The 21,910-nt window shown below is 45.7% G+C and carries 28 protein-coding genes and 1 pseudogene; all 29 read left to right on the forward strand.

Annotated features, from left to right (window positions below; translation table 11 throughout):
• Positions 1 to 230, forward strand: a 230-nt coding sequence (locus ACPV3A_RS33615) for a hypothetical protein (RefSeq protein ID WP_426204163.1), incomplete at its 5' end; no start/stop codon positions are given.
• Between the two features lie 199 nt (positions 231 to 429).
• Positions 430 to 912 carry a hypothetical protein gene (locus ACPV3A_RS33620; RefSeq protein ID WP_375103617.1) on the forward strand — a complete coding sequence of 161 codons (483 nt, stop codon included), beginning with the start codon at positions 430 to 432 and terminating at the stop codon, positions 910 to 912.
• A complete protein-coding gene (mobP3, locus tag ACPV3A_RS33625) occupies positions 893 to 2,128 on the forward strand; it encodes a MobP3 family relaxase (RefSeq protein WP_375103618.1) in 1,236 nt (411 codons plus the stop codon). Before ACPV3A_RS33620 ends, mobP3 begins: the two co-directional genes overlap by 20 nt.
• A 35-nt stretch (positions 2,129 to 2,163) precedes the next feature.
• Positions 2,164 to 2,331, forward strand: coding sequence for a hypothetical protein (locus ACPV3A_RS33630; RefSeq protein ID WP_375103619.1), 168 nt, complete (start codon positions 2,164 to 2,166; stop codon positions 2,329 to 2,331).
• Between the two features lie 6 nt (positions 2,332 to 2,337).
• Entirely contained in the window at positions 2,338 to 2,970 is a 633-nt protein-coding gene (locus ACPV3A_RS33635) for a hypothetical protein (RefSeq protein ID WP_375103620.1), read from the forward strand.
• A 23-nt stretch (positions 2,971 to 2,993) separates the two neighbouring features.
• Positions 2,994 to 3,701: a hypothetical protein gene (locus tag ACPV3A_RS33640; protein WP_375103621.1), complete on the forward strand. Its 708-nt coding sequence runs from the start codon at positions 2,994 to 2,996 to the stop codon at positions 3,699 to 3,701.
• A 33-nt stretch (positions 3,702 to 3,734) separates the two neighbouring features.
• Positions 3,735 to 4,574, forward strand: coding sequence for a hypothetical protein (locus ACPV3A_RS33645; protein ID WP_375103622.1), 840 nt, complete (start codon positions 3,735 to 3,737; stop codon positions 4,572 to 4,574).
• Entirely contained in the window at positions 4,571 to 5,086 is a 516-nt protein-coding gene (locus ACPV3A_RS33650) for a hypothetical protein (RefSeq protein WP_375103623.1), read from the forward strand. Before ACPV3A_RS33645 ends, ACPV3A_RS33650 begins: the two co-directional genes overlap by 4 nt.
• Positions 5,043 to 6,641: a VirD4-like conjugal transfer protein, CD1115 family gene (locus ACPV3A_RS33655; RefSeq protein WP_375105448.1), complete on the forward strand. Its 1,599-nt coding sequence runs from the start codon at positions 5,043 to 5,045 to the stop codon at positions 6,639 to 6,641. The genes ACPV3A_RS33650 and ACPV3A_RS33655 overlap by 44 nt, the downstream gene beginning before the upstream one ends.
• 119 nt (positions 6,642 to 6,760) lie before the next feature.
• The gene (locus ACPV3A_RS33660) at positions 6,761 to 6,985 is read left to right on the forward strand and encodes an Mbov_0395 family pilin-like conjugal transfer protein (RefSeq protein ID WP_426204167.1); all 225 of its coding nucleotides are present in this window, start codon (positions 6,761 to 6,763) and stop codon (positions 6,983 to 6,985) included.
• A gap of 65 nt (positions 6,986 to 7,050) precedes the next feature.
• A complete protein-coding gene (locus ACPV3A_RS33665) occupies positions 7,051 to 7,281 on the forward strand; it encodes a DUF6133 family protein (protein ID WP_426204169.1) in 231 nt (76 codons plus the stop codon).
• Between the two features lie 54 nt (positions 7,282 to 7,335).
• Positions 7,336 to 8,172 carry a conjugal transfer protein TrbL family protein gene (locus ACPV3A_RS33670; RefSeq protein ID WP_375103625.1) on the forward strand — a complete coding sequence of 279 codons (837 nt, stop codon included), beginning with the start codon at positions 7,336 to 7,338 and terminating at the stop codon, positions 8,170 to 8,172.
• Between the two features lie 4 nt (positions 8,173 to 8,176).
• Positions 8,177 to 8,386 (forward strand): mercury transporter, encoded by a 210-nt coding sequence (locus ACPV3A_RS33675; protein WP_375103626.1) that lies wholly within the window; start codon positions 8,177 to 8,179, stop codon positions 8,384 to 8,386.
• A gap of 10 nt (positions 8,387 to 8,396) precedes the next feature.
• Positions 8,397 to 8,735, forward strand: a complete 339-nt coding sequence (locus ACPV3A_RS33680; protein WP_375103627.1) for a hypothetical protein — start codon at positions 8,397 to 8,399, stop codon at positions 8,733 to 8,735.
• Positions 8,708 to 9,172, forward strand: a complete 465-nt coding sequence (locus ACPV3A_RS33685; RefSeq protein WP_375103628.1) for a prepilin peptidase — start codon at positions 8,708 to 8,710, stop codon at positions 9,170 to 9,172. Before ACPV3A_RS33680 ends, ACPV3A_RS33685 begins: the two co-directional genes overlap by 28 nt.
• Before the next feature lie 27 nt (positions 9,173 to 9,199).
• A complete protein-coding gene (cpaB, locus tag ACPV3A_RS33690) occupies positions 9,200 to 9,949 on the forward strand; it encodes a Flp pilus assembly protein CpaB (RefSeq protein WP_375103629.1) in 750 nt (249 codons plus the stop codon).
• A complete protein-coding gene (locus tag ACPV3A_RS33695) occupies positions 9,942 to 10,808 on the forward strand; it encodes a hypothetical protein (protein WP_375103630.1) in 867 nt (288 codons plus the stop codon). Before cpaB ends, ACPV3A_RS33695 begins: the two co-directional genes overlap by 8 nt.
• On the forward strand, positions 10,805 to 12,154 hold the full coding sequence (locus ACPV3A_RS33700) for an ATPase, T2SS/T4P/T4SS family (protein WP_375103631.1): 1,350 nt from the start codon (positions 10,805 to 10,807) through the stop codon (positions 12,152 to 12,154). Before ACPV3A_RS33695 ends, ACPV3A_RS33700 begins: the two co-directional genes overlap by 4 nt.
• The gene (locus tag ACPV3A_RS33705) at positions 12,151 to 13,089 is read left to right on the forward strand and encodes a type II secretion system F family protein (RefSeq protein WP_375103632.1); all 939 of its coding nucleotides are present in this window, start codon (positions 12,151 to 12,153) and stop codon (positions 13,087 to 13,089) included. Before ACPV3A_RS33700 ends, ACPV3A_RS33705 begins: the two co-directional genes overlap by 4 nt.
• Before the next feature lie 15 nt (positions 13,090 to 13,104).
• A complete protein-coding gene (locus tag ACPV3A_RS33710) occupies positions 13,105 to 13,341 on the forward strand; it encodes a hypothetical protein (RefSeq protein ID WP_375103633.1) in 237 nt (78 codons plus the stop codon).
• Positions 13,322 to 14,071, forward strand: coding sequence for a JAB domain-containing protein (locus ACPV3A_RS33715; RefSeq protein WP_375103634.1), 750 nt, complete (start codon positions 13,322 to 13,324; stop codon positions 14,069 to 14,071). Before ACPV3A_RS33710 ends, ACPV3A_RS33715 begins: the two co-directional genes overlap by 20 nt.
• Positions 14,072 to 14,086: 15 nt before the next feature.
• On the forward strand, positions 14,087 to 14,962 hold the full coding sequence (locus ACPV3A_RS33720; protein WP_375103635.1) for a secretion protein F: 876 nt from the start codon (positions 14,087 to 14,089) through the stop codon (positions 14,960 to 14,962).
• Positions 14,963 to 15,089: 127 nt separating this feature from the next.
• On the forward strand, positions 15,090 to 15,389 hold the full coding sequence (locus ACPV3A_RS33725) for a DUF4320 family protein (protein WP_426204177.1): 300 nt from the start codon (positions 15,090 to 15,092) through the stop codon (positions 15,387 to 15,389).
• The gene (locus ACPV3A_RS33730; protein ID WP_375103637.1) at positions 15,386 to 15,925 is read left to right on the forward strand and encodes a hypothetical protein; all 540 of its coding nucleotides are present in this window, start codon (positions 15,386 to 15,388) and stop codon (positions 15,923 to 15,925) included. Before ACPV3A_RS33725 ends, ACPV3A_RS33730 begins: the two co-directional genes overlap by 4 nt.
• A 117-nt stretch (positions 15,926 to 16,042) precedes the next feature.
• The gene (locus tag ACPV3A_RS33735; RefSeq protein WP_375103638.1) at positions 16,043 to 16,615 is read left to right on the forward strand and encodes a DUF6550 family protein; all 573 of its coding nucleotides are present in this window, start codon (positions 16,043 to 16,045) and stop codon (positions 16,613 to 16,615) included.
• Positions 16,616 to 16,954: 339 nt separating this feature from the next.
• Positions 16,955 to 18,519, forward strand: a pseudogene (locus tag ACPV3A_RS33740) (IS1182 family transposase).
• Between the two features lie 105 nt (positions 18,520 to 18,624).
• Entirely contained in the window at positions 18,625 to 20,373 is a 1,749-nt protein-coding gene (locus tag ACPV3A_RS33745) for a hypothetical protein (protein ID WP_375105450.1), read from the forward strand.
• Positions 20,374 to 20,391: 18 nt separating this feature from the next.
• Positions 20,392 to 21,072: a hypothetical protein gene (locus ACPV3A_RS33750; RefSeq protein WP_375103639.1), complete on the forward strand. Its 681-nt coding sequence runs from the start codon at positions 20,392 to 20,394 to the stop codon at positions 21,070 to 21,072.
• 3 nt (positions 21,073 to 21,075) lie between these two features.
• The gene (locus tag ACPV3A_RS33755; protein WP_375103640.1) at positions 21,076 to 21,909 is read left to right on the forward strand and encodes a C39 family peptidase; all 834 of its coding nucleotides are present in this window, start codon (positions 21,076 to 21,078) and stop codon (positions 21,907 to 21,909) included.
• Position 21,910 lies beyond the last annotated feature (1 nt).

The following is a 21,910-nucleotide window of genomic DNA, read 5'->3' on the forward strand; positions in this document are numbered from 1 at the left end:
TCTGCTTAGATAATGACTATAACGCCACTTGTCGAGATGGCAGCCCGGCTCCCAATTGGGGACAAGAGGCTGCCTTTAAATTTGCCCATAAGTATGATCAGTTAGGATATCAGACCAGTATCCAAACGCCACACAATAAGGATTTCAATGTAGATCTGGTTTCTATGCGTCAGCCCACAACCGAAGAGAAATCACCTATTCATGAGGAGGATTGTGACTATGAGCTATAAGCTTTTTTCTCATTGGATAAGAGGACTGCCGTCCCACCACCAGAGGGCACCGCCCGATGGTGGTGGTGTAAAGGCAGGAATAGCAAAATGTCATTTTGCGAGAAAACAGCGTGGAAGCAGAGCTTCCACCGACATTTCTAGTGATTTTCGCCCGGTAAACGAATGTCGCATAAGAGTATCCTAATGGGAAGGAGATGCCATGGCACAAGCTGAGAAAACCGTACAGATCACCGTCAAGCTCCCAAAGAAACAATATGAAGCGTTGAAAAAGTACTCGGCCACCAAGCATCTCAGTATGTCAGATATCGTACGTGCCTTTATTCAAAAGGGGATGTCTGTAGATGCCTATACCGAAGAGATTGATTTCATCACTACTATTATCCGCCAGGAGATCACCATTGCCATCAATAGTTTGAGTAACCGGTTAGCCGGACTGGCTAGCAAAGACCTCATCATGTCCGCCGCCTCTTATTACTCCACCATTGCTATCATTGCGGATTTAATAGATGTGAATCGTTATACAACTTTCCGGGAGATTGAGAAGAAGGCTCGGCAGCTTGCAGTGGAATACATGAAGATGAAGCTCACTGATGTGGAGAAGCTATTCCTCTCCGGTGATGGTTTTGAGCAGGATGCTGAGCGACTACGCGGAGGCGATACCGATGTCGGCTCTGATCTATAAGCAACGCTTCTTCCACCCCAATAAGCCCAAAACCGCAGTCAGCAATTACTGTCATATTGGTTATATCGCCACCCGTCCCGGTGCAGTTCGGCATGATGCGAAAAACCATGGTCTATTTGGAAAACTAAGGCCCGGCGAGATGCAGATATTTGATTCCTGGCAAGAAGTGGCGCGAACTGTCCGAGATATTTCGCAGCAAGGCAAAAACATGTATCGTGGCATTATTTCTTTCCGCAAAGAAACTGCAATGGAACTAGGACTATCAAACTTCACGGCATGGCAGCAGTACATGGAGCAGCACATTGCCACACTTGCAGCTCAAAACCAGATTAAAACAGAGAACCTCAGCTGGGCTGCCGCCCTTCATAACGAAATGGATCATCCCCATCTTCATGTGGTGTTCTGGGACAGGAAACAAGAAATCATGAAGAACTTCACTTCCCCCGAAGTCCCCAACCGCATTCGAAAACAGTTGATTAAAGACACGTTCGCTTATAAAATCAAACAGTTTATTGCCATGCGGGATCAGGCCAAATCCGGAGTATCCGAGATTACCGATCAATTGGTATCAGAATTTGAGAACTATCTGAAGCAGTTGAATCCCAAAGCATTTCGAGCATTCCAGCAGCAGTTCGAAATTGACGATGAAGACTCTCTTCTCCACTTTCCTAAACATCATTTGGTGGAGCCCTCTTCTGTCAAGAAGTTGGCTGAACAGCTTTTTCAATTGCGTCAACAAATGCCGAAATTCGGAAGACTTGCGTACAAGCTGTTGCCTCCTGAATCGACAACACCGCTGGATAAGTTTGTACAGAACATCTTGCAAGAGAATCGTTATCTGGCTCAGATGGTAGATGATTACGTCGAGGCCAAAATGAACCTGGCTATGCTTTATGATTCTAATCCAGATCATTTGAACAGGCAGCGTGCTAAGTATCAGGCTGAAGCAGAAAAACGTATCGCCAACCGCATCCTCTCCACGGTTCGCACCATCATCCAGCTAGAGAAGGATGCCAGCTTTAATATCAAACAAGCTAATTGGCAGTATGCCATGACAGAGCAATTAGTGCTTGAGCTGCTTAACCTGATGGAAGGCTTGGCGATGAATGCTCAGATGGATTACGACGACAAAAGCAAGCTAATGGGCGGTGACTTTTCGAAGCAGGCTAAGAAAGAACGGTTTCTTCGAAATAAGGATAAAGGATTCGATAGGTAGTGTGAGTCTCCAACCACATCGAAGGGAATGATCAAATGTTTTTTACCAATGGAAAGCTGCAATCGTTTGAGAAACTGATGCGTCAAACTCCACGGAAGCATCGACCACCTTCAGAGGACAAACCGAATCAACAACCTCAAGTAATTCCTTCTCAGGAGAATCCATCTCAGCTCAAGGAGCAATCGGCCAGTGGAGATCAATAATCGAGAATGAAAGAGGTGCTGGAAGCAGAACTCTCCCGTTTGGGTTTGAATATCCAGCGTGAATCGTCCTCCGTTCTCTCTGTTCTTCAAAAGAACGACCCTATCGCATTTATTCATCAGAATGGTGAAATTCATTATCCAGCTAATGCCGAAGCTGCACTTGCTCACCAGATTCCAAGCATTGTCGGAAAGGTCTGGGAGATAGAACGCAGCTATCGTAATGCTGTCCAGCTTGGAATCTCCAGTTTGAGCAGTTACCGCAGTATGCTGGAATATAACTATCATGTATTAGCAGGCCGTTACGATGGGGACGGTGAGTTTCGCTTTGTTACGTGGGAGATGAATAACGAGCGGACTGGATTTACCATGGGCCATTATTTTTATCGCAATGAATATGAGAAGGCTAAGGACGATTTTCTAATGCGAAGTGGATTACTCGACAAGGGTAGATTGTTTGAAACCGATCAGCTCAGTTCGTTTTACGCGGCCCTCCTCTATCGTAGCATTAATGATTCCACACTAGGGTATAACGAAAAACAATCCATTGACCATCTTCTAAAGAAAATTGAGTCACTGACTCCCCATTCTCTAAATCCCCTTCAATCGCCACTTCAAGCTGAACTGGATCACGAACAGTAGCCTTCTTGAAAGGTGTGCCTCAAATGAAAAGTAAAAGCGAATTTTATAAAAGCTTTTTTGCTGCCCTATCCCAGCAAGGGATTGAGGTTCGGCGTTCCACATCCGCGGACTATTTAGCAGATCTATATCAGAAGGATCAGATCATTGCCTTCTATACACGGATGGACAGCATTGAACGCAATCCTTTTGTTACTGTCTCAGATCGTCTTATGAGCAGCATTTCAGACCTGGCACGGAAAACAGCCTTGCAGCTAGGTGTTTGTACCGAAAAGCCATACACCGATAAGGATGAGAAGATCACAAACGGTGTCTACAAGCTTAGTGAATACGGGGATGTCATTCTTGCTTGCAAACATCATCCTCTATTCGAATATGTGTTTTCGACCTACCGTCTTGCGCCAGAGAATGGAATACCGGTACAACGCCAATATTTTTATGACAGAAATGAAGCAATGGAGAACTTTGCAGTCCGCAGCGGCCTGGTAGATGGTAAGAAACTATTCAGCGAAAATGAGATTATTCTCATTCATGATGAGATGGTCAAATTCCTCATAAGTCCCAACGACAAGACTATGGAGCAATTCGAACAGGTCCAGATCCTGATCGACCGATTGGAGGAACTACTGCCCGAGCTTAAAGATCGGGAAATCCACCTGAACTACGAACATGAATTTAGTCATGACTTTGACGGTAACTCGGAGACGCTCGAAATTACCGAAGATGCTCGGTAACAACTCATCTTTGTTATAAAAGGAAGTGAGTTCATGCCTCAGCCCGAAAGCTCGATATGGGGTAATATTTTAACCTGCGCGGAAATTGGCCTGCATGTGTACGGCATGATGGCCGAACACAATAGCGGCATTGTTGTGGATGCTGATTATGCCAAAGAAGTACTCAGTGAAGAAGCGTTGCATGCTGGAGAGTCACAAGGTGATCATATCTATTTCGACGACGCCAAAAGTATCATTCCTGCTTATGAACTGCTCAAGAAAGATGCAATTACGGATCCGGAATTCAAAGAATGGTGCGGCTCGCCAGAAAAGTTGGCCCAGGATGGAGAGTTTTTTGCTCCGGAGTATTTTGGAGGAATGACCCCACCAGCAACTACACCATGGGGAGACATTACGGAGAGCCAAGAGTTCTACAATGGTATTTCCATGGTGAATCATGACGGAGAGTGGGCACTCGCGGTTCATCAAACGATCGCAAAGCACTGTCTGTCGGAGATGGCACAAGAGGTAGCAGCTGGTCAAGAAAACTATCTCTTTTATCCACTCGATGCTTGCTCCATTCCGGTTTATGAATTGTCCGCTTCTCACCCTGCTATGCTGGAACAAATTATCAACGAAGATAGCCTGGTGCATACCCTATGCGAGGACCATCCCGTCTATGTAACGATGCATAATCTTCATGTTGAAGAATGGGGCCGTATTTATGATCAGCCGGCACCCAGATCACTCTTTCTACAAATACAGCTGGATCAGGAAGCCCGCTTCCCTACTCCAGAACAGTATGATAACTTCCAACAATTCCATCAAGATTCTATCTCCCTGAGAGAACGACCTGATAATTTTTTTGAACCCACAGAGGAGCCTGAGTGGTGAAAACGAAACAAAGGCTGCTGCTTTGCACGCTTTTAATAACTATCGGTTCCATCTTTAATCTCTTCTTTTCTACGGCCCTGCATGGTGCCTTATCCGGTTCAACTTCAACCCTCACTGTCCCCTCCCTAAATACAAGCCTAGGTAGTCTTATTTCTAGCAGAGTTCACTTTCTGCTCTTTCTTTGTCTTCAAGGATTTACTTTACTCCTGTCCGCTCTCTTTATCGCCTCCAATAACCGGCCTTATCAAAGTAAACTGAAGCAAATTGCACCCGGGATTGAAACACCTGTAGTGGTGGGACAAAATCAGCATGGTTCCGCACGATGGCTCCTAGAAGAGGAATGGGCTGATGCCTTCGACTGCGAATTGCTCGATCTGCATCATCCCTATATTCGCCATTTGATTCATTCCGGTTACGACGACCTGCATTTCCGACAAACCGATCTGAAGGAGGACTTTCACCGTGAGAATGCTTCATCCGAAGTCTATTCCGAAAGTGAACACCGCGATTAACCATCCTCGCCCAACTGCAGCACCACCTCTGATCAAATCTGGTGGTATTGTCCTAGGATTACAACAAGCGCGAAGTCAGGAGCGTCTTTTCTTTATAGGGGACGATGTTCATTCTCTCTGTATCGGCGCGACACGCAGCGGGAAATCTCGAACAGTGGTCCTTCAATCCATCGGACTCTTAGCATTAGCCGGAGAGTCATTGGTTATCTCTGATCCGAAAGCAGAGCTATTTCATTATAGTAGCGTCCTGCTGGAGAAGCTGGGTTATGAAGTATTTGCTCTCGATTTCCGCCATCCGGAAAAGAGCCACCATTACAATCTGCTTCAGCCTATCATTGACGCGACGCTGGCTGGAGACCAAGAGCAAGCAGAAATGCTCGCTTGGGACATGACGAACGTGCTGGTAGGCAAAGCTCAGGGTGAAAAAATCTGGACCAACGGAGAAATGTCGGTCATCGCCGCCTCGATCCTCAGTGTCGTGTGGGATAACGCCAAGCGCCCGGAGTTTCAAAATATGACCAATGTCTATTGGTTTCTAGCGGAGATGAACAAACAAATCGGCAACAAAACACCGATGCAGGAGTACATTAAACGGTTGCCTCAGAATCATCCTGCTCGGGCTCTGCTCAGCATCTCCGACATTGCTCCCTCCCGCACCAAAGGTAGTTTCTATACCTCAGCGTTGACCACATTGCGCCTCTTCACTTCCAAATCCATTTATGCCATCACACACAAAAGCGACTTTTCTTTAGCCGACATCGGCAATAAGAAACAGGCGCTTTTTATTATCCTCCCCGATGAGAAGACAACCTTTTATCCTGTGGCTTCGCTTATGGTATCACAGTTGTACGAACTATTAACTACCGAAGCAGACAATCGTGGAGGACGCTTAAAACAACGGGTCAATTTTATCCTTGATGAGTTTGGTAACTTTACGCCCATTGCCGATTTCACAAATAAGTTGACGGTTGGCGGAGGGCGTGGAATGCGCTTTAACCTATTTCTACAGAGTTTCGAACAATTAAAAGAAAAATACGACGACCATGTAGCCAATACGATCAAATCCAATTGTCAGACTTGGATATATCTACAGGCTGACGATTTAGAGACGCTGCGGGAAGTCAGTGAGAAACTTGGGACATATACAACGTCCAGTTACCAGTTATCTGCATCACATGGCAAATATTCGACTCCAAGCACCTCACACAGCTTAAATCTGCTTGAGCGCAAGTTGTTAACGGTAGACGAGGTGCACCGTGTCTCACGCCCTTATCAGATTGTGCTATCTCGTTCCCACCCAGCAATGATGTATTCTCCCGATCTATCCTCTTGGGTATTTAACGCGATGATGGGCCTTGGAGACAAGGAGCACAATCGCAAAGTGAGAGAAGAACGAGAAACGCGGCGAATCGTACGAACGAATACGAATGAGGAGGTGAAACTTTGGAACATTTGGATCTACTATCAGAAAGATATCACCCGGCAGATGGCCGAACAACGGCAACAAGCAGCCGCTCAAAGCGGATTCTTCCCTCCGGGTTCAGACGACGATTAAGGTCCGGCCGCTTCTCTTCGGTTATACGAACTGCAGCAGCCGTACTATTTACTCTTTACTACAATTGGATTGAATCCGCATCCGTTTATGCTTCCGGCGACATTAAAGGTAGCAAGCTGGTGACCGGGACCGAGAAATTAATTGGCGATGTCACAACTTGGTTGATGATTCTGGCTCCTGTAGTTTCCGGTTTGCTCATTGTTTATTTTAGTATCCGGCGCTCTGCCGCTGATGAGATGGACACCAAAAAGTGGAGCAACCGTATCATTGTTGCCGTTGTATCCTGCATTGGCGCGGTACTCGGCGCAGCCACCCTTAATATCATTATTGGCTACTACAAGTAAAGCAAGCTTGCTAACCATAGCAGGCTCTTTTCTATGCTCACACTGAATTCTGGAGGTTATGAATAATGAAAAAATGGATGAAGGCTTTACCGAAGAAATTTGCTCACATGGGGAGCAATGCAAAGACAGTAATTAGCAACCGACGCGGGGAAGGTTTTGTGGATACGGCAGTAAAAATCCTGATGGCAGTTGTGATTGGTGCACTCGTGCTAGGCGGTCTGTATCTGTTGTTTGAAGGAACGATCTTGCCTACACTCACTCAGCGAATCAAGGAAATGTTCAACTACAAAGGTTAAGCAGCCTTCATAGGAAGCGGCGGTCACGCCGCTTCTCTTAGAAAGGAGGAACAGATGGAGAAGATCTTACTGCTGCTCGTCGTTGCTCTGCTTAACGGGGCGTTGATTTACATGGACACTTTGTTAAAAGACATCCTCCCCATCTCCTTGTATGCAGAGAAATATATGACCCTCACAACCGGTACGAATCTACTGGAAAGCTTGTACGATATTTTATTTGGCTTTGGAGTTGCAGTGATGATTCTCAAATTTCTGAAAAAGGGCTTTGAGATTTATGTCCTGTGGACCGATGGGGATCCGGATGAAGAACCGCTGTTTCTACTGACCAATTTTTTCAGGGCAATGGCTGTTGCCATTTGTTTTCCCACCATCTATACCTGGATCGGTCAAATGGTCGAAGAGCTAACCAATCAGTTACTGGTCGTCATAGGACAATCGACCGACTACAACTGGCAGGCATGGGTTAACAGCATCAGCTCACTCGGACTTGTGACCGCTCTATTCGGATTGGTCTTCGTGGTTTGTTTCTTCATCCTGTATTTCCAGTTTCTAATGCGCGGACTCGAAATGTTTATCCTTCGTGTTGGCATTCCGCTAGCCTGCGCTGGATTACTGGATAATGACCGTGGTGTGTTCCGTGCCTATACCCAGAAATTTGTGCAATCCATGTTGACGGTAGTCATTCAAATCGCCTTAGCCAAATTAGGTGTGGGGCTGATGCTGCAATCCCATGTCTTCTGGGGCTTAGCTTGTATGATGCTCGCGATCAAGACACCACGTTTCCTCTCCGATTTCTTGATTACAACAGGTGGCGGTGGAGGGGTTGTAAACAATGTCTATCACTCCGTCAAACTCATAGGCATGGTCCGCAAAATGACGAAGGCCGGGTGACTGAATGGATACCCTGGAGGAGTTGGCACAAGCTCTTATCGCCTTAATCCGTCTTGGCTGCGCCTGTCGCTTGGTGTATTGCATGGTACGTCTGGCTGGGGCTGATGAGGAAGCAACGAAATACAAGAAGCGTAGCCGAAACGTAGTACTGTTTTACATTCTTGCCGAAAGCATCTGGCAGGTGAAAGATATCATTTTGTTCTATTACCAATAGGAGGTCTGAGATGACTCAAGAATCGCAAACGTTGTATATTCCGATGGGTGTGAAGCCAGAAGCCGAATGGTTTCCCGGTTTTGGCAAACAGCAATTAGGTCAGGCTTTTATCGGTTCACTCCTCACTGTACTTCTGGCGCTATTACTCTGGCTGATCAATGGCAGTGTGCCTATGGCCTTAGTTACTTTCTTAACCGGTGTTTCCGCCTCTGTGATGATGACCACGAAAGACCGAAATAATCTGTCTGTTCTCGATCAAGTACGCTTTATGGTTCACTTTGCCAAAAGCCAAAAGGTATATCCCTATAGGAGTCTACCTGAATGGCCGTGGCAGGAGAAGCAACCTTGAGTCTGTTCCTAAATATCATCCTTCTGAAAGGTTTACTTCTTACCTTGCTCCTGACTTATGCCAGCATTCAGGATGTGAAAACTCGCCAGATCCCTGATTCTCTTTCCGTAGTTATTACCACTCTAGGATTCATACACTTCTCTCCTCTTTTTTCCTTATCCGGGATGCTCCTTACTGGCATACCGTACCTTGTTGCGGCTGTAATCTCCAAAGGCAAGCTCGGAGGCGGTGATATCAAACTTATGGCAGCCTGTGGCTTTGTGCTAGGTCCTGTAGGTGGCACGATTCAAAGCATCATTGGATTAACACTTGTTCTATTCACTGCTGCAGGTATCGGCATCAAATCCGGTTATCAATCTGCTAAACAAACTTCTCTGCCGCTGGCTCCCTTTTTATCTGCCGGCGGTCTTTTTGCGTTTATCATGCTCCAACTCTAAACCCTTCCACAGGAGGTTTTGTCTCTTATGCACAGATTTAAAAATCGTTCAGTATTAGGAGCAACTTGTATTCTACTCTCCCTCATCATTTGTTTTGGTATTGCACCACTCTTAAACCGTGCAGCCAGCAATACCACTCCAATCATCCGTATTACCAAGGATGTTGCCAAAGGCTCAATAATTCAGTCTGAACAGGTAGAAACCGTTGAGGTAGGAAAGCTCCATTTGCCTGAAGCTGTTCTCAAAGCGACAGAGACCGTCGTTGGACAATATGCGGCGGTGGATCTCAAAAGCGGCGACTATTTGCTCCCTGCCAAGTTATCTGCTGTTCCACTAGATGCTTACCTCAATCGACTGGATGGGCATAAACAAGCCTTGTCCGTCACAATTAAAAGCCTTGCAGCAGGATTATCCGGAAAACTTCAACCTGGAGATATCGTGACTTTAATCGCTTCAGATTACGGAGAAATGCGCACGACTACGATGCCTCCAGAACTACAGTATGTTGAAATATTGGCTGTCACTGCAAGCAGCGGACTGGACGCCCAAACAAGTACTAACGTCACCGCTGAAGACGATGAGGAAAATGAACTCCCTTCGACCCTAACCTTACTTGTCCAACCGCAGCAGGCTCAACTTTTAGCCGATCTTGAGAATAAAGCTAAGCTGCATACGTCCCTCGTGTACCGCGGAGACCCTGTTACCGCCAAAGCTTTTACCGACAAACAAGATGCTTACTTTACAGCCCCGCAAAAGAAAGGAGAGGCAAATGAGTAATAAACCGTTGATCGCTGTTTGGGGCAATCCCGGTAGCGGCAAGACCGTAACGACGATCAAGCTGGCTAAAGCTTTTGCCGCTAAAAAGAAGAATGTTCTGATTCTTTGCTGCGATGCCCTTTGCCCCTCCGCTTCCATAATCCTGCCGCAAGCTGCCAAGCAACAACGCTCCCTAGGCGAACTGCTCAGTTTGCCTGCGTTGACTCAAGAAGAATTACTACGGTTTGCTCTACCACTGGATGGTTTTCCTCATATTGCTTTAATTGGTTACAAAAAAGGGGACACCGCTTTTACGTATGCTTCTTACGATAGAGAACGTGCTGTCGATCTCCTAACATTAGCAAGACATCTGGCAGATGTGATATTGGTTGATTGCTCCAGCTATCTGTCCGCCGATCCCCTTTCCACGGTAGCACTCGAACTGGCCGATACCGTCTATCGGCTGCATAGTTGTGAGCTGAAAAGCCTGATGTTCTATGCTTCCTATTTACCATTGTTGACGGATAGACGGTTTCGCCGTTCTTTGAATGTTTCTGTACTTTCCAATGTTAAAGCAGGGCAAGACGAACGGGAATACAGTCAAGTTTTCGGAGGTATTGAGGTAACCCTTCCCTATGTGACAGAACTAGAGCAACAAACGTCAGATGCACGGCTGCTCGATGATTTGTCTGGCAAAGAAGCAAAGACATATCTCAGTCGCGTTGAACATTTAATTCAACTCGCTTTAACGGAAGAACATCAGCACATTGCGAAATCAAAAGATAAATCTTCTATAATTTCAACCCGTAATGCGACGATCTTAAATCTCCTCGATTGGCTGAAATCACTCCTACCAAAACGCCGAGGTGATGGTCAATGAATCAAGCTTCTTCACTATTTTTCTCTGCTACTCAGTCCAAGCCCTTTACGGATGTGTTAAAGGAAGTTCAGACTTATCTTTCCGGGAAATATGCCACACTGATGAGCCACCATCCTGAGGAACAAAAACAGCAGATCATTTCCTATATGAGTCAATATCTAACCGACCAACGGCTACATGTGCCAGGACTGACATTCGATGAATTAATCAATCGACTGTATGCCGAGATGGTGGAGTATTCTTTTTTGACTCGTTATCTCTTTTCAAGAGATGTCGAGGAAATCAATATCAATAGCTACAATGATGTGAAAATCAGCTATACGGATGGACGAATACTCCCCGCTGAAGAACAGTTTTCTTCACCAGAGCATGCGGTGGATGTCATTCGGCGACTTCTGCATCAATCCGGTATGATCCTCGACTATTCTCAGCCCATTGTCCGGGGCCATCTGGCCAACAATATTCGCATTACCGTATTCGGTGCTCCCATTACAGATAAAGATAAAGGGATTGCTGCTTCTATACGGATCATTAACCCTCAGAAGTTAGCCCGAGAGGATTTTATTCAGAATGAAACAGCGACCGCGGAAATGCTGGACTTCCTTAGCATCTGTCTAAGGTATGGGTTATCCATGTGCGTCACTGGAGCCACCGGCAGCGGGAAAACAACCTTGATGAGCTGGCTGCTATCCACGATCCCCTTTGACAAACGTATCTTCACTATTGAGAATGATTGCCGTGAGTTTGATCTGGTCATTACCGACGAAAACGGCCGAGTTCTGAACAATGTGGTGCATACTGTGACACGCTCCAGCGAAGACCCCCGCCAGCATATCGATCAGGAAAAACTTCTGGAATTCGCCCTGACTGCAAACCCCGATATTATTTGCGTCGGAGAAATGAAATCTGCTGAAGCTTTTGCTTCTCAAGAAGCAGCTCGAACTGGTCATACCGTGATTACCACTACCCATGCGAATTCTTGTTTTGCTACCTATTACCGGATGGTGACGCTCTGTACCCAGAAATATGATATGAATGACCAGACCCTGTACAACCTGGTAACAGAAGCCTTTCCACTCATTTTGTTTGTGAAGAAACTTGAGGACAATACCCGCAGGATGATGGAAATCACAGAATGCTGCATACTCCCAGATGGTCAGCGTGTCATTCATACGCTATTCCGGTTTGCCGTCCATGCTACTTACGAAGAAGCCGGCCGTATTTGCATCGACGGCGCTTATGAGAAGGTTAGTGACATTTCCATCGGCCTACAGAAACGGTTGCTCGAAAACGGTTTGCCCTTATCTTCATTGCATCGCTTGCTATCCGGAGGTGAAGCCTCATGACGTTTATGCTGCTGTTAGCCTCTATCGGTTTAACTGCAGGCTGCATGTTGATCTTTCAACTCACTCCTTACACATTAGCCCAAGAACTCTCCGAACTACTCTCCCATTTGTCTATTCGAAATCAAACATTAGCAAAACGGATCCGTGCTGTTCAGCACCCAAAGAAACTTAAAGGCTGGCGAGCTACAGTACATGAAGCCCAAGCCATTCTAGAACAGACGGGTCATAGTCAACGTTTTGGTTTGCTTATCGCCGGTTCCATTTCCTTAGCAATTATCGGAGCTATGCTGGCAATCCTCCTGAACAACTTGTGGTTGTTACCCGTAATGGCTGGGGGATTTGCCCTACTCCCTTTTTGGAGTGTCTTGTTCAGCTCTACCTTCTACAAGAAGCAGCTTGGTAGTGAACTAGAAACGGCTCTCTCCATCATTACCACCTCCTACCTGCGCAACGAGAATATTCTGGCAGCGATTGAAGAAAATCTCCCTTACTTGAATCCTCCCGTAGCAGACGTATTTCAAGCGTTCCTAGCTGAAACGAAACTGATTCATGCCAACCTCAGACTGGCGATTCTACAGCTTAAAGGACGGATTAATAATACCGTCTTTCAAGAGTGGTGTGATGCCCTGATTGCCTGTCAGGATGATCGAACGTTGAAATCCACACTCATGCCCATTGTCGCCAAATTGTCCGATATGCGTGTTGTCTCGGCGGAGCTTGACTATTTACTCTATGAGCCGTTAAAAGAATTTCTAACCATGGCTATCCTACTCGTCGGCAATATTCCCTTACTTTATTTTCTGAATCGCGACTGGTTCCATACATTGACTACCAGCACTCCTGGGCATATCGTGCTTTCAATCTGCGCATTGGCATTGTTTGTCTCACTGGCAGCAGTCATCCGGCTTACACGTCCTCTGGAATACAAACGGTAAGAAAGGAGAAATCAAATGCACGATTCTATTCGGTTACTAGGCAATTTGATTGAGGCATCCCCGCAAGAGCAGATCATCTTACAATCCCTGATTGAGGAATATGGGTTCCATAACTTTTGGGACCGGTTTGAGGAAGAGGAACTGTCTGACGATTTGAAAAGCAAGCTGCAGGCAGTAAAGAAGATCTTACATGCATTGGAGCCAGTCCCATCTCCTGAAGGGAGCGAATTCGATGGGCCAAGACTCTCTTGATAAGAGAATGGTCAAGGAATATATCCAATCCCTTCATCAGTTAACGGGAATTCCACTCGAAAAATTAGAGAACTATGGAAATACCAATAATCTAACGAATGCTCTGGAGCATCCCCATTCCCTGGAACTCACTTCAATGCAATTACAAAAAGTTGAGCAACTTAATGAATTCCTCATCTCTCACCGTGTTCTGCAGTGGGAAGTGGAGAATACACAGCGAAAAATCACCTCTCCAGAGCTGGCAGGAAGCTACTTCTCCGCATTTTTACATGGGCTACGGGACCGAGAACGCTTCATGGTCGCCTTCTTAGATAATGGTAACCATGTGATTGAAACACGGATTATTTCTGAAGGTGGTCTCACTGAGGCTCCTGTGTACCCCCGCAATATTTTAAAGACTGCGCTAAATTGTGACTGTACATCCATCATTATGGCGCATAACCATCCGGGCGGGAGCCTGAAGCCATCCTGGGAAGATATAGAGATGACCAAACGAATGGTTGCGATCTTTGAACCGCTTCATATTAGAATTTTGGATCACATCATTATTGGTAATGCAGGCTTTACTTCATTGACACAGATGGGGAAATTGCCGAAATCAGCTGAGGAGGCGATTAGTTATGAGGCCATCACCCTCAAAAGTCTGGAGGAAGTCGAACCGTATATTCACGCTCCTTATCCGGAGCCTGCATGGGATGGTGTAGTGCGTGAGGAAGAATGGGAGCGCTAATGGAGGTGATTGTCTATGATGTCCAGATTACTAATGTTCATTGGTTTGTTTTTCGCTGCTGGATCTTATCTCGTTATCACAGACCTGATTAAACTTCCTACACTTGCTGCCTCAAAGGCAGTCATTCAGGTCGCACGAACTGGGAAGAAAAACAGTTCTACCTTCGATGCTCTCATCTTTCGTATGTCTTCCTGGCTAGCTCCTAAGCTTCGACTAAGCGATTACTTTAGACGTAAAACGGCTGCAACCCTTCAGTCAGCTGGCATTCCACTAACCCCACAAGCCTATGTAGCTCATTCAATTGTAAAAGCGGGTTTAATTTTTGGTGGAGGATTAGTGAGTCTGCCAATTTTACCGCTGATTTCACCACTCTTTATCTTTTTAGCAATCACTGTATTCTTCAAAAACATAAGTGCGGCAAGTGAATCCGTTCGCAAAAAGAGAGAAGACATTGAAGCTGAACTCCCCCGGTTTGTAGCCACTATCGCGCAGGAGCTTAAAGCTACTAGAGACGTGCTGCGGATGCTTGAGGTCTACGCCAAGAATGCCGGGAGCAGCTTGCAGAGCGAATTATTTATCACTATAGCGGATATAAAGAGCGGCAATCAGGAGACGGCACTGCTGAGGCTCGAGACACGTATTGGCAGCACGATGTTATCAGATATTGTACGGGGGTTGCTAGCCGTATTGCGTGGTGATCAGGGAGTTGTCTATTTTGAAATGCTCGCACATGACTTCAAATTGGTAGAGATTCAGCGTGTCAAGCTTATTGCAATGAAGCGTCCAGGCAAAGTACGCAAGTATTCATTCTATATGCTCGGATGCTTTATGTTAATGTACATTGTCATTTTGGGCATGGAGATCATGAGAGCGATGGGCAAGTTATTCTGATGCATACCATCCAGAAGGAAGGGAGGAATGCTAGGTGTCCATCCTCCGAAGTAAGCGCGGAGAAGGTTACGTCGATGTGGTGGTGCTAGTATTGGCTGCTATATTATGCGTAGCTCTGGCGATCAAGGTGTTTCCGGTCTTTGTCGTAAAGAATCAACTGGACACTTTCGCCGCGGAACTGGTACGAGAAGCTGAGATATCCGGTAGGGTTGGCAATGAGACTAATAGGCGTGCTAGTGAATTACAAACACAAACTGGCCTATACCCTACAATTGTGTGGAGTAGAACCGGAGAAATTCAAATTAACGAAGATGTAACGGTAACTTTGAAAACCACTGTTAACATCGGACTATTTGGAGATTTCGGCTCCTTTCCCATTGAACTCTCCGCTAGAGCTCAAGGAAAGTCTGAGGTGTATTGGAAATGAAGTGGGTGACTAACAAATCCGGAAATGGCTTTCCGTTAGTTGTTGCCATTGTATTGGCAATACTAATGTTTTCTAGTGTAATTTTTGAATATATGAGACTAACGATTATCGCCAGTGGTGTACGTGATGCCGTGCAAAGCTCCATTATTGCCGTGGTTGCTGAAAACTACAGTAATGTATACAGTAGCCTGCGGCAAAGTTACTCCGGCGGTTATTTACGGTCCGAAAACGAATGGCAGGAGCAGGTCTCCACAGGACATATCTATCCTCGGCTACAAGAGAATTTGGGACTGGCCCAACAAGGGACAAGATATGCCAAACTGATTGGAGATCAGGTGGAATATAGTTTATCCGGTTTAGTAGTAACTCTTATCAATGCACCGTTCGCTCCTTCTTCTCCGAACACCATAGAGCAATTCACAGCCGAAGCAGTAATACAGCTAGAAGTGCCACTTTCCTTTGGCTGGGGGCATTTACCTCCAATGAAGGCAGAGTTACATGTTAAAGCAGTATATATGCCTCGGTTCAGCTCATAAACTCATTGAAAAATATTATGTTAGCTAATTTCATTGGATTTTACAGAATTATACAGTAAAATAGAAGTACGGGATCCTTTCGTAAGAACACAAATATGCTATAAGGAGTCGAGAACCATGAAGCGAAAGATATGGGCTTTTGCCGGAGGAATTGTGATTGTTAGCCTTATTGTCACTTGGGCGGCATGGCCACATCAGAACAGTAGTCAAATACCTGAATCAACAAATACTGTATCATCGATAGATCCTTCTAAAATCAATATTTCTGAAATAGAGCCAAGCCCTACTAACTCCTCTCAGAATCCAATCCCAAGTCCATCCCCCATCTCTGTTGCCGAAATCACCCCTCAGCCTACCATATCTGAAACTCCTATACTTCAGCCTGAAAAGGAAAAAAAGAACGTGGAAGTACCTATTACACAACCTGCAAAAACACATAAACCTACCCAGCCACCTAAGCCAAAGGTTAAGGCTTCTACAAAACCACAATCTCCCGCTTCTACTCCAGCTTATGAGGAAAAGACAACTCAACCTAATAAACCAAAAGATGAACCAAAGGCTGGAGCTAAAAATAATGATGGGAAGGTTTACGTTCCTGGCTTTGGATGGGTTGAGGATCAAGGTGACAATAAGGGAAGCACCAGTGAATCAGATGGCGATTGGAACAAACAAGTGGGGTCAATGGACTAGTCCAATTCAATCCTTATTTAAGAAGGGGCTGTCCCATAAGTGAACTGGCTGCTTGGGACCGCCCCGCTGTTTTTGAGTCGGATTGACTTGTGTACGTGGTGTGGACGCTCCGCGAACGGACCCTTGCTCCAATCGCTGTGCTCTCCAGATTTTATTTATTTCCCTTAGCGGTAAAAATCCGGAGACCAAGGCGACCGCTACCGCTTTTCAGCAATCAGTCCGTCCTCTCCGCTGCTTTGAGCAGAAAAAGTTTCTACAATCTTCTTTAAAATCACAAAAAGAAATCGCCCTTTTGGTAAAATGGAGGTACCACCCAACCATTCAAAAGGAGCGATTTCTTTGTACATTCAATATACCATGGACCAACTTTGCTTGCCAATGGATCTGGAAGAAGACATACCGGAAAATCACCTCGTTCGTGTCGTGAACGCAGCCGTCAATCGGCTGGACGACACCATCTTTGACGTTGCCTATCCTGGCGGCGGCCGCGACAGCTACCACCCTAAAATGCTCACCAAAGTTATTATCTACGCGTACACCCAGCAAATCTATTCGTCTCGCCAAATCGCCAAAGCGGTACGGGGGAATATTCCCTTTATGTGGCTGGCCGGACGGCAGCGACCCGACTTCCGCACTTTTATCGCTTCAGTTCCCAGCGAATGAAGGACGTTCTTGAAACGGTATTTACCGCCGTGCTTCAGTTTTGTCTGACGAAAAATACGTTTCGCTAGAGCATTACTTTGTGGACGGAACCAAAATCGAGGCGAATGCCAATCGCTACACCTTTGTGTGGGGCAAAGCGGTCAACAAGAACAAATTGAAATTACAGGAGAAGGTACACGCCCTGTTCGCGAGCATTGAAGCGGCAGAAGACCAAGAAGAACGCGAGCACCACGGAAACGACCTCCTTGAACTCGGGGAGTCTTCTGAGTGGAACAGCGAGAAACTCGAACTAGCAGCGCAGAAGCTCGAAGCCCAGCTATTGGAAAAACCCAAAGACAAGCCCCTGAAAAAAGCCGTTCGGCAGATTCGCAAGGATTTGCTGCCTAGGCTACTGAAGTATGAGCGGTACCAAATACTGCTTGGCGACCGGAACAGCTTCAGCAAGACCGATCCGGACGCGACCTTCATGCGGATGAAGGAAGACCACATGCGGAATGGTCAACTCAAACCGGGTTACAATGTACAGATTGGAACAGAAAACCAATTTATTTTGGCCTACAGCCTACAGCCTACACCCAAGACCTACCGATACCCGTTGTTTACAGCCGCACCTGGAAAAGGCAAGGCAGATCCTAGGAAAACTTCCTGGGACGGTAGTTGCGGATGCAGGCTACTGCAGTGAAAAAAACTACGCCTATCTGGAAAAGAAAGAGATTCAGGCGGTAGTGAAATACGGCAGCTACCATAAAGAAAAGAGCAAAGCATGGAAAGAGAATGTCGGAAAGATTGAGAACTGGACCTATGACAAAGCCAAAGATACGTGGATATGCCCCACCGGACAAACGCTGCATTTCCGCAAGGAAAGTAAGGAACTCTTGGAGAGTGGATATGAAATTGGAAAACGTCATTACCGCAGCTTAAGTTGCGACGGTTGCCCGCTGAAGGAACGGTGTACAAAGGCAACAGGAAATCGGGAAGTGGTTGTAAGTCTGGAACGACTGCGGTACCAGAAGCAAGCTCGGGCAATCTTGCAAAGCGAGGAAGGCTACGCTTTGGCCGTACGTCGAATGACAGAACCGGAAAGTGTGTTTGGACAACTGAAGAATAACCAGGGCTTCCGGTGGTTTATGCTTCGCGGCATGGAAAAAGTGACGCTTGAAGTCGGGTGGCTTTCCCTTGCCCACAATCTACTGAAGCAAGCTGCAAATGACCAATTACGCAGAGCAGCGATCCTCCAATAACAGGAGAATCGCTGCTCTGTTGACTTTTTGCGATTTTGAAAATGAAGAGGGTCTTTCTCCGCTCGTAAAAATCTACTTATGGGACAGCCCCTTCTATTTTTGGAGGTGAATCTTTTGAACCGGCTTCTATTATTTCTTCTTTCTTCAATACTTGCGCTTTCCCTTTTTCAGCTTACTTCTTTTGCTGATGGCACTGGTGATGGGAATATTGATAATGGCGGAGGCGACATGGGATCTGGAACGTCCCAAAATAAGTGGGTACCTGGCTACGATGGGGTTAGAGTGACAGTTATTCGTGTATCAGATGAAGCACCAGTATCTACTCCTGTGGATTATACAAATAAGAAACCTTCATCGAACTTAATTCATTTTGGAAAAGTCAGCAAAATGCAATATCGCAATGGAACAAATCTTAGTGTTCGAGTTGGAGGATATGCTTACCAAACCCCCGCACTGCCAATTCCTCAGATCATCAGTTCAGGTGGAGGCATAACGAATATCGAGGTTATAAAAAAGTACTTTTGCTCTGAAGGAGCAATAAAAATGATTTCAAATGATACAGCAATAGACTATGACCTCTTAACGATTGGCAACTATAAGCTGCTCTTAGAGCCGATAGCCTACTTTACTTTTGAAGGTGGCTTTATAGGAATGACAGCTCATGAAACTGCATTATACGATCAAATTCTAAACGGTGGCTTACGTTCCAAAATGGTTAGCCTTACCCATCAGAATTTACCACTTTCAATGTTCTTAGAGACTTCCGACCTTGGCTTCCCCGCTTGGAATAGTTCTACGAGCAGTCGTGTTAGTAACGATCAAATAATTACTTCCCTTGGTTTGGGTATCGTCCGCTTTAGTAACGTCCCTACTATCCCCTCCCCCAGTCAGACGAGCTACCAATACCGAACAGATACCGATGTGATTACCTCCGTTCATCTTTCCACCTCTGCTGAAATCACACCTGATAATCCGGCAAGAGTTGCATTTGCGATTATGGGCAGCACTTACACAGTGACGAATATCGTCATTCCTGAAGGCGACAGTCAGTTGGTTTGGATAAAATGGCACACACCTAGCAGTCCACAATCAGTTTCCATTCAGGTGAGTTCAACTAACGGTACACTTAGTGTCTCTTCTATAACAGCTTCTATTGTCGATCTAAACCAAAATCCCCCACCCAATCCTACTGCCAAAGATCGTAACGATTCATTTCATCTCCCTACAGTTCCTAACTATCCATCAAAAACTACTGCCTCCTGGGGAATCTGGTCGGCTAGTTGGCATGAATACTGGATCTGGATTTCTAACTGGCAATGGCACAGTACCGGAAAAGATACCGGCTATTGGATAGACTATGGATATTGGGAAGATCGAGGTTGGTGGGATTATATCTGGACTAGTTATTTCGCTTCCCTCTCTGCCACTCAATCAGTCGTCCCCGATACTAAATCACCATCTCTTTCCTCCAGTAAGATGAAATCAGGATATGGCATTGAGATATCTAACAACAGCGCTATCTCTTCTAATGCTCCTAGTAGTAACATCACCGGTGCTCAGCACGCAGTTACCTATTTCCCGGAGTTTTCTTATCAAACCTACTGGCGACTACATGACTTGAAATCTGGTGGAGTAGACGCCTATTTTTGGTTAAAGAGCAATGAATACTCCTCCTACCAAAGTCGAGTGCACTTTACGCCGGTGTGGTTCCCTGATGGACCCTATATCCCAATTACACGTATTCTGGATGCCTGGACACCCGAAGGCATGTTGACTCTTCAACTGCAAGAAACGATTACAATCTCCGGGAACCTATTCTCTGATTGGCATATTGCACCGAAAAAAACAAAATAGAAAGTTGGTGCTGCTTTTATGCTGCTGCCCATCATTGTACTGCTCCTCTGCCTTCTTGGCGGAGGAGCAGTTTTATTTCGCCTCATGAAAAGTAAATCAAAATCCAACATCACCACTGACCTTGCCATGCAAACAGCACAAGAATTCGTACAAGTACAAGACATTCATTGGAACTTCCTTCATACACAAGACGGTTGGCTGATGAGCTATTTACGGATCTTCCCGATTAGCCTGGATTTATTGAGTACCTCTGAAAAGCGGATGCTTATTAGCAAGCTGACAGCTGAATTATCTTCTTTCAACTTTCCATTTAAGTTTCTTGCGGTAAGCCGCCCTGTAGATATATCCCCTCTAATTTCAGAACTCAGTGCATTACTCTCTACAGCAGATCCTAAGCAGAAAGAACTGCTCCGGCAAGAAATGTTGGAGATGAACACGCTCACTCTCTCAGGTGAAGTAGTTGAGAGACAATTTTATTTAATCCTCTGGCAGCGACAAAATGAGGGGGCTGAACGGGAGCTCTTGGACAAAGCCAAACGGCTTGCCCAGCATTTTGAAGATGGCCAAGTGCAGACCCAACTTTTAAAACAGCAAGACATCGTTCAGTTATGTAACCTAGTTAACAATCCCTCTTACACTCACCTCGAAACGACCGAACCAGAAAATGTGATTCCGTTTCTTGCGAAGTTGGAGGTGTAGAATTTGGATCCCTTCACCGCGAAGTTACTCTCCAAAATATCCCAGAAAATTGATTCCGACGAACAAGCTCGCAAACGAATATTGCTGCTGGTTTTAGTTCCGGCAGCCACCTTGTTAGTTCTCATCGCTATGGTTCTACAACTGCTTACCTCCCCCATAGAGTCACTCAAAATTTGGCTCTCGGCTGATGAAGCTCCCATTGTAAATGAAATGCGTATCGACTATGGCTTTACACAAATTCTACAAAATACCGACGAGGGTTATTTAGAAAGTCAGGGACAGCAATATGAGGGAGTAACGTTTAAGGATGGAAGTCGTGAAGTTGTCTACTACAACCAAATGGACTCCCGTTGGGCAGATAAGCCTTACGGTCCCAGGGATACCATTGGAGTGTCTGGATGCGGTCCAACTTCATTAGCAATTGTTGTATCGACGTTTTCAGATAAAAGTATCGATCCTGTGACTATGGCTAAGTGGGCCTATGACAATGGTTATTTAGCTGAAGGAACCGGCAGCTACCATAGCTTGATTCCTGATGGAGCTCAGCATTTTGGTTTGAATGTGCAAGGTGCAGCTCAAAAAGACAGACAAACTATTATTAATGCCTTATACAGTGGAAAACTTGTTGTTGCCATTATGGGTAAAGGTCATTTCACTTCCTCCGGTCATTTCATGGTACTTCGAGGTGTCACCACTGAAGGCAAAATTCTTGTCGCCGATCCAGCTAGTAGAAAGCGAAGCGAGCAGGCATGGGATTTCTCGACTATTCTGAACGAAGCCCGAAAGAATGCAGCAGCAGGTGGCCCCTTCTGGATCATAAGCAGAAAGGAGAAATGAT

Source organism: Paenibacillus sp. Dod16 (assembly GCF_049893405.1).
Classification (GTDB): domain Bacteria; phylum Bacillota; class Bacilli; order Paenibacillales; family Paenibacillaceae; genus Paenibacillus_AQ.

Coding starts and splice junctions, on each gene's coding strand:
- ACPV3A_RS33620 (WP_375103617.1), top strand. CDS start 430: ATGGCACAAGCTGAGAAAACCGTACAGATCACCGTCAAGCTCCCAAAG.
- mobP3 (WP_375103618.1), top strand. CDS start 893: ATGTCGGCTCTGATCTATAAGCAACGCTTCTTCCACCCCAATAAGCCC.
- ACPV3A_RS33630 (WP_375103619.1), top strand. CDS start 2,164: ATGTTTTTTACCAATGGAAAGCTGCAATCGTTTGAGAAACTGATGCGT.
- ACPV3A_RS33635 (WP_375103620.1), top strand. CDS start 2,338: ATGAAAGAGGTGCTGGAAGCAGAACTCTCCCGTTTGGGTTTGAATATC.
- ACPV3A_RS33640 (WP_375103621.1), top strand. CDS start 2,994: ATGAAAAGTAAAAGCGAATTTTATAAAAGCTTTTTTGCTGCCCTATCC.
- ACPV3A_RS33645 (WP_375103622.1), top strand. CDS start 3,735: ATGCCTCAGCCCGAAAGCTCGATATGGGGTAATATTTTAACCTGCGCG.
- ACPV3A_RS33655 (WP_375105448.1), top strand. CDS start 5,043: ATGCTTCATCCGAAGTCTATTCCGAAAGTGAACACCGCGATTAACCAT.
- ACPV3A_RS33665 (WP_426204169.1), top strand. CDS start 7,051: ATGAAAAAATGGATGAAGGCTTTACCGAAGAAATTTGCTCACATGGGG.
- ACPV3A_RS33670 (WP_375103625.1), top strand. CDS start 7,336: ATGGAGAAGATCTTACTGCTGCTCGTCGTTGCTCTGCTTAACGGGGCG.
- ACPV3A_RS33675 (WP_375103626.1), top strand. CDS start 8,177: ATGGATACCCTGGAGGAGTTGGCACAAGCTCTTATCGCCTTAATCCGT.
- ACPV3A_RS33680 (WP_375103627.1), top strand. CDS start 8,397: ATGACTCAAGAATCGCAAACGTTGTATATTCCGATGGGTGTGAAGCCA.
- ACPV3A_RS33685 (WP_375103628.1), top strand. CDS start 8,708: ATGGCCGTGGCAGGAGAAGCAACCTTGAGTCTGTTCCTAAATATCATC.
- cpaB (WP_375103629.1), top strand. CDS start 9,200: ATGCACAGATTTAAAAATCGTTCAGTATTAGGAGCAACTTGTATTCTA.
- ACPV3A_RS33695 (WP_375103630.1), top strand. CDS start 9,942: ATGAGTAATAAACCGTTGATCGCTGTTTGGGGCAATCCCGGTAGCGGC.
- ACPV3A_RS33700 (WP_375103631.1), top strand. CDS start 10,805: ATGAATCAAGCTTCTTCACTATTTTTCTCTGCTACTCAGTCCAAGCCC.
- ACPV3A_RS33705 (WP_375103632.1), top strand. CDS start 12,151: ATGACGTTTATGCTGCTGTTAGCCTCTATCGGTTTAACTGCAGGCTGC.
- ACPV3A_RS33710 (WP_375103633.1), top strand. CDS start 13,105: ATGCACGATTCTATTCGGTTACTAGGCAATTTGATTGAGGCATCCCCG.
- ACPV3A_RS33715 (WP_375103634.1), top strand. CDS start 13,322: ATGGGCCAAGACTCTCTTGATAAGAGAATGGTCAAGGAATATATCCAA.
- ACPV3A_RS33720 (WP_375103635.1), top strand. CDS start 14,087: ATGATGTCCAGATTACTAATGTTCATTGGTTTGTTTTTCGCTGCTGGA.
- ACPV3A_RS33730 (WP_375103637.1), top strand. CDS start 15,386: ATGAAGTGGGTGACTAACAAATCCGGAAATGGCTTTCCGTTAGTTGTT.
- ACPV3A_RS33735 (WP_375103638.1), top strand. CDS start 16,043: ATGAAGCGAAAGATATGGGCTTTTGCCGGAGGAATTGTGATTGTTAGC.
- ACPV3A_RS33750 (WP_375103639.1), top strand. CDS start 20,392: ATGCTGCTGCCCATCATTGTACTGCTCCTCTGCCTTCTTGGCGGAGGA.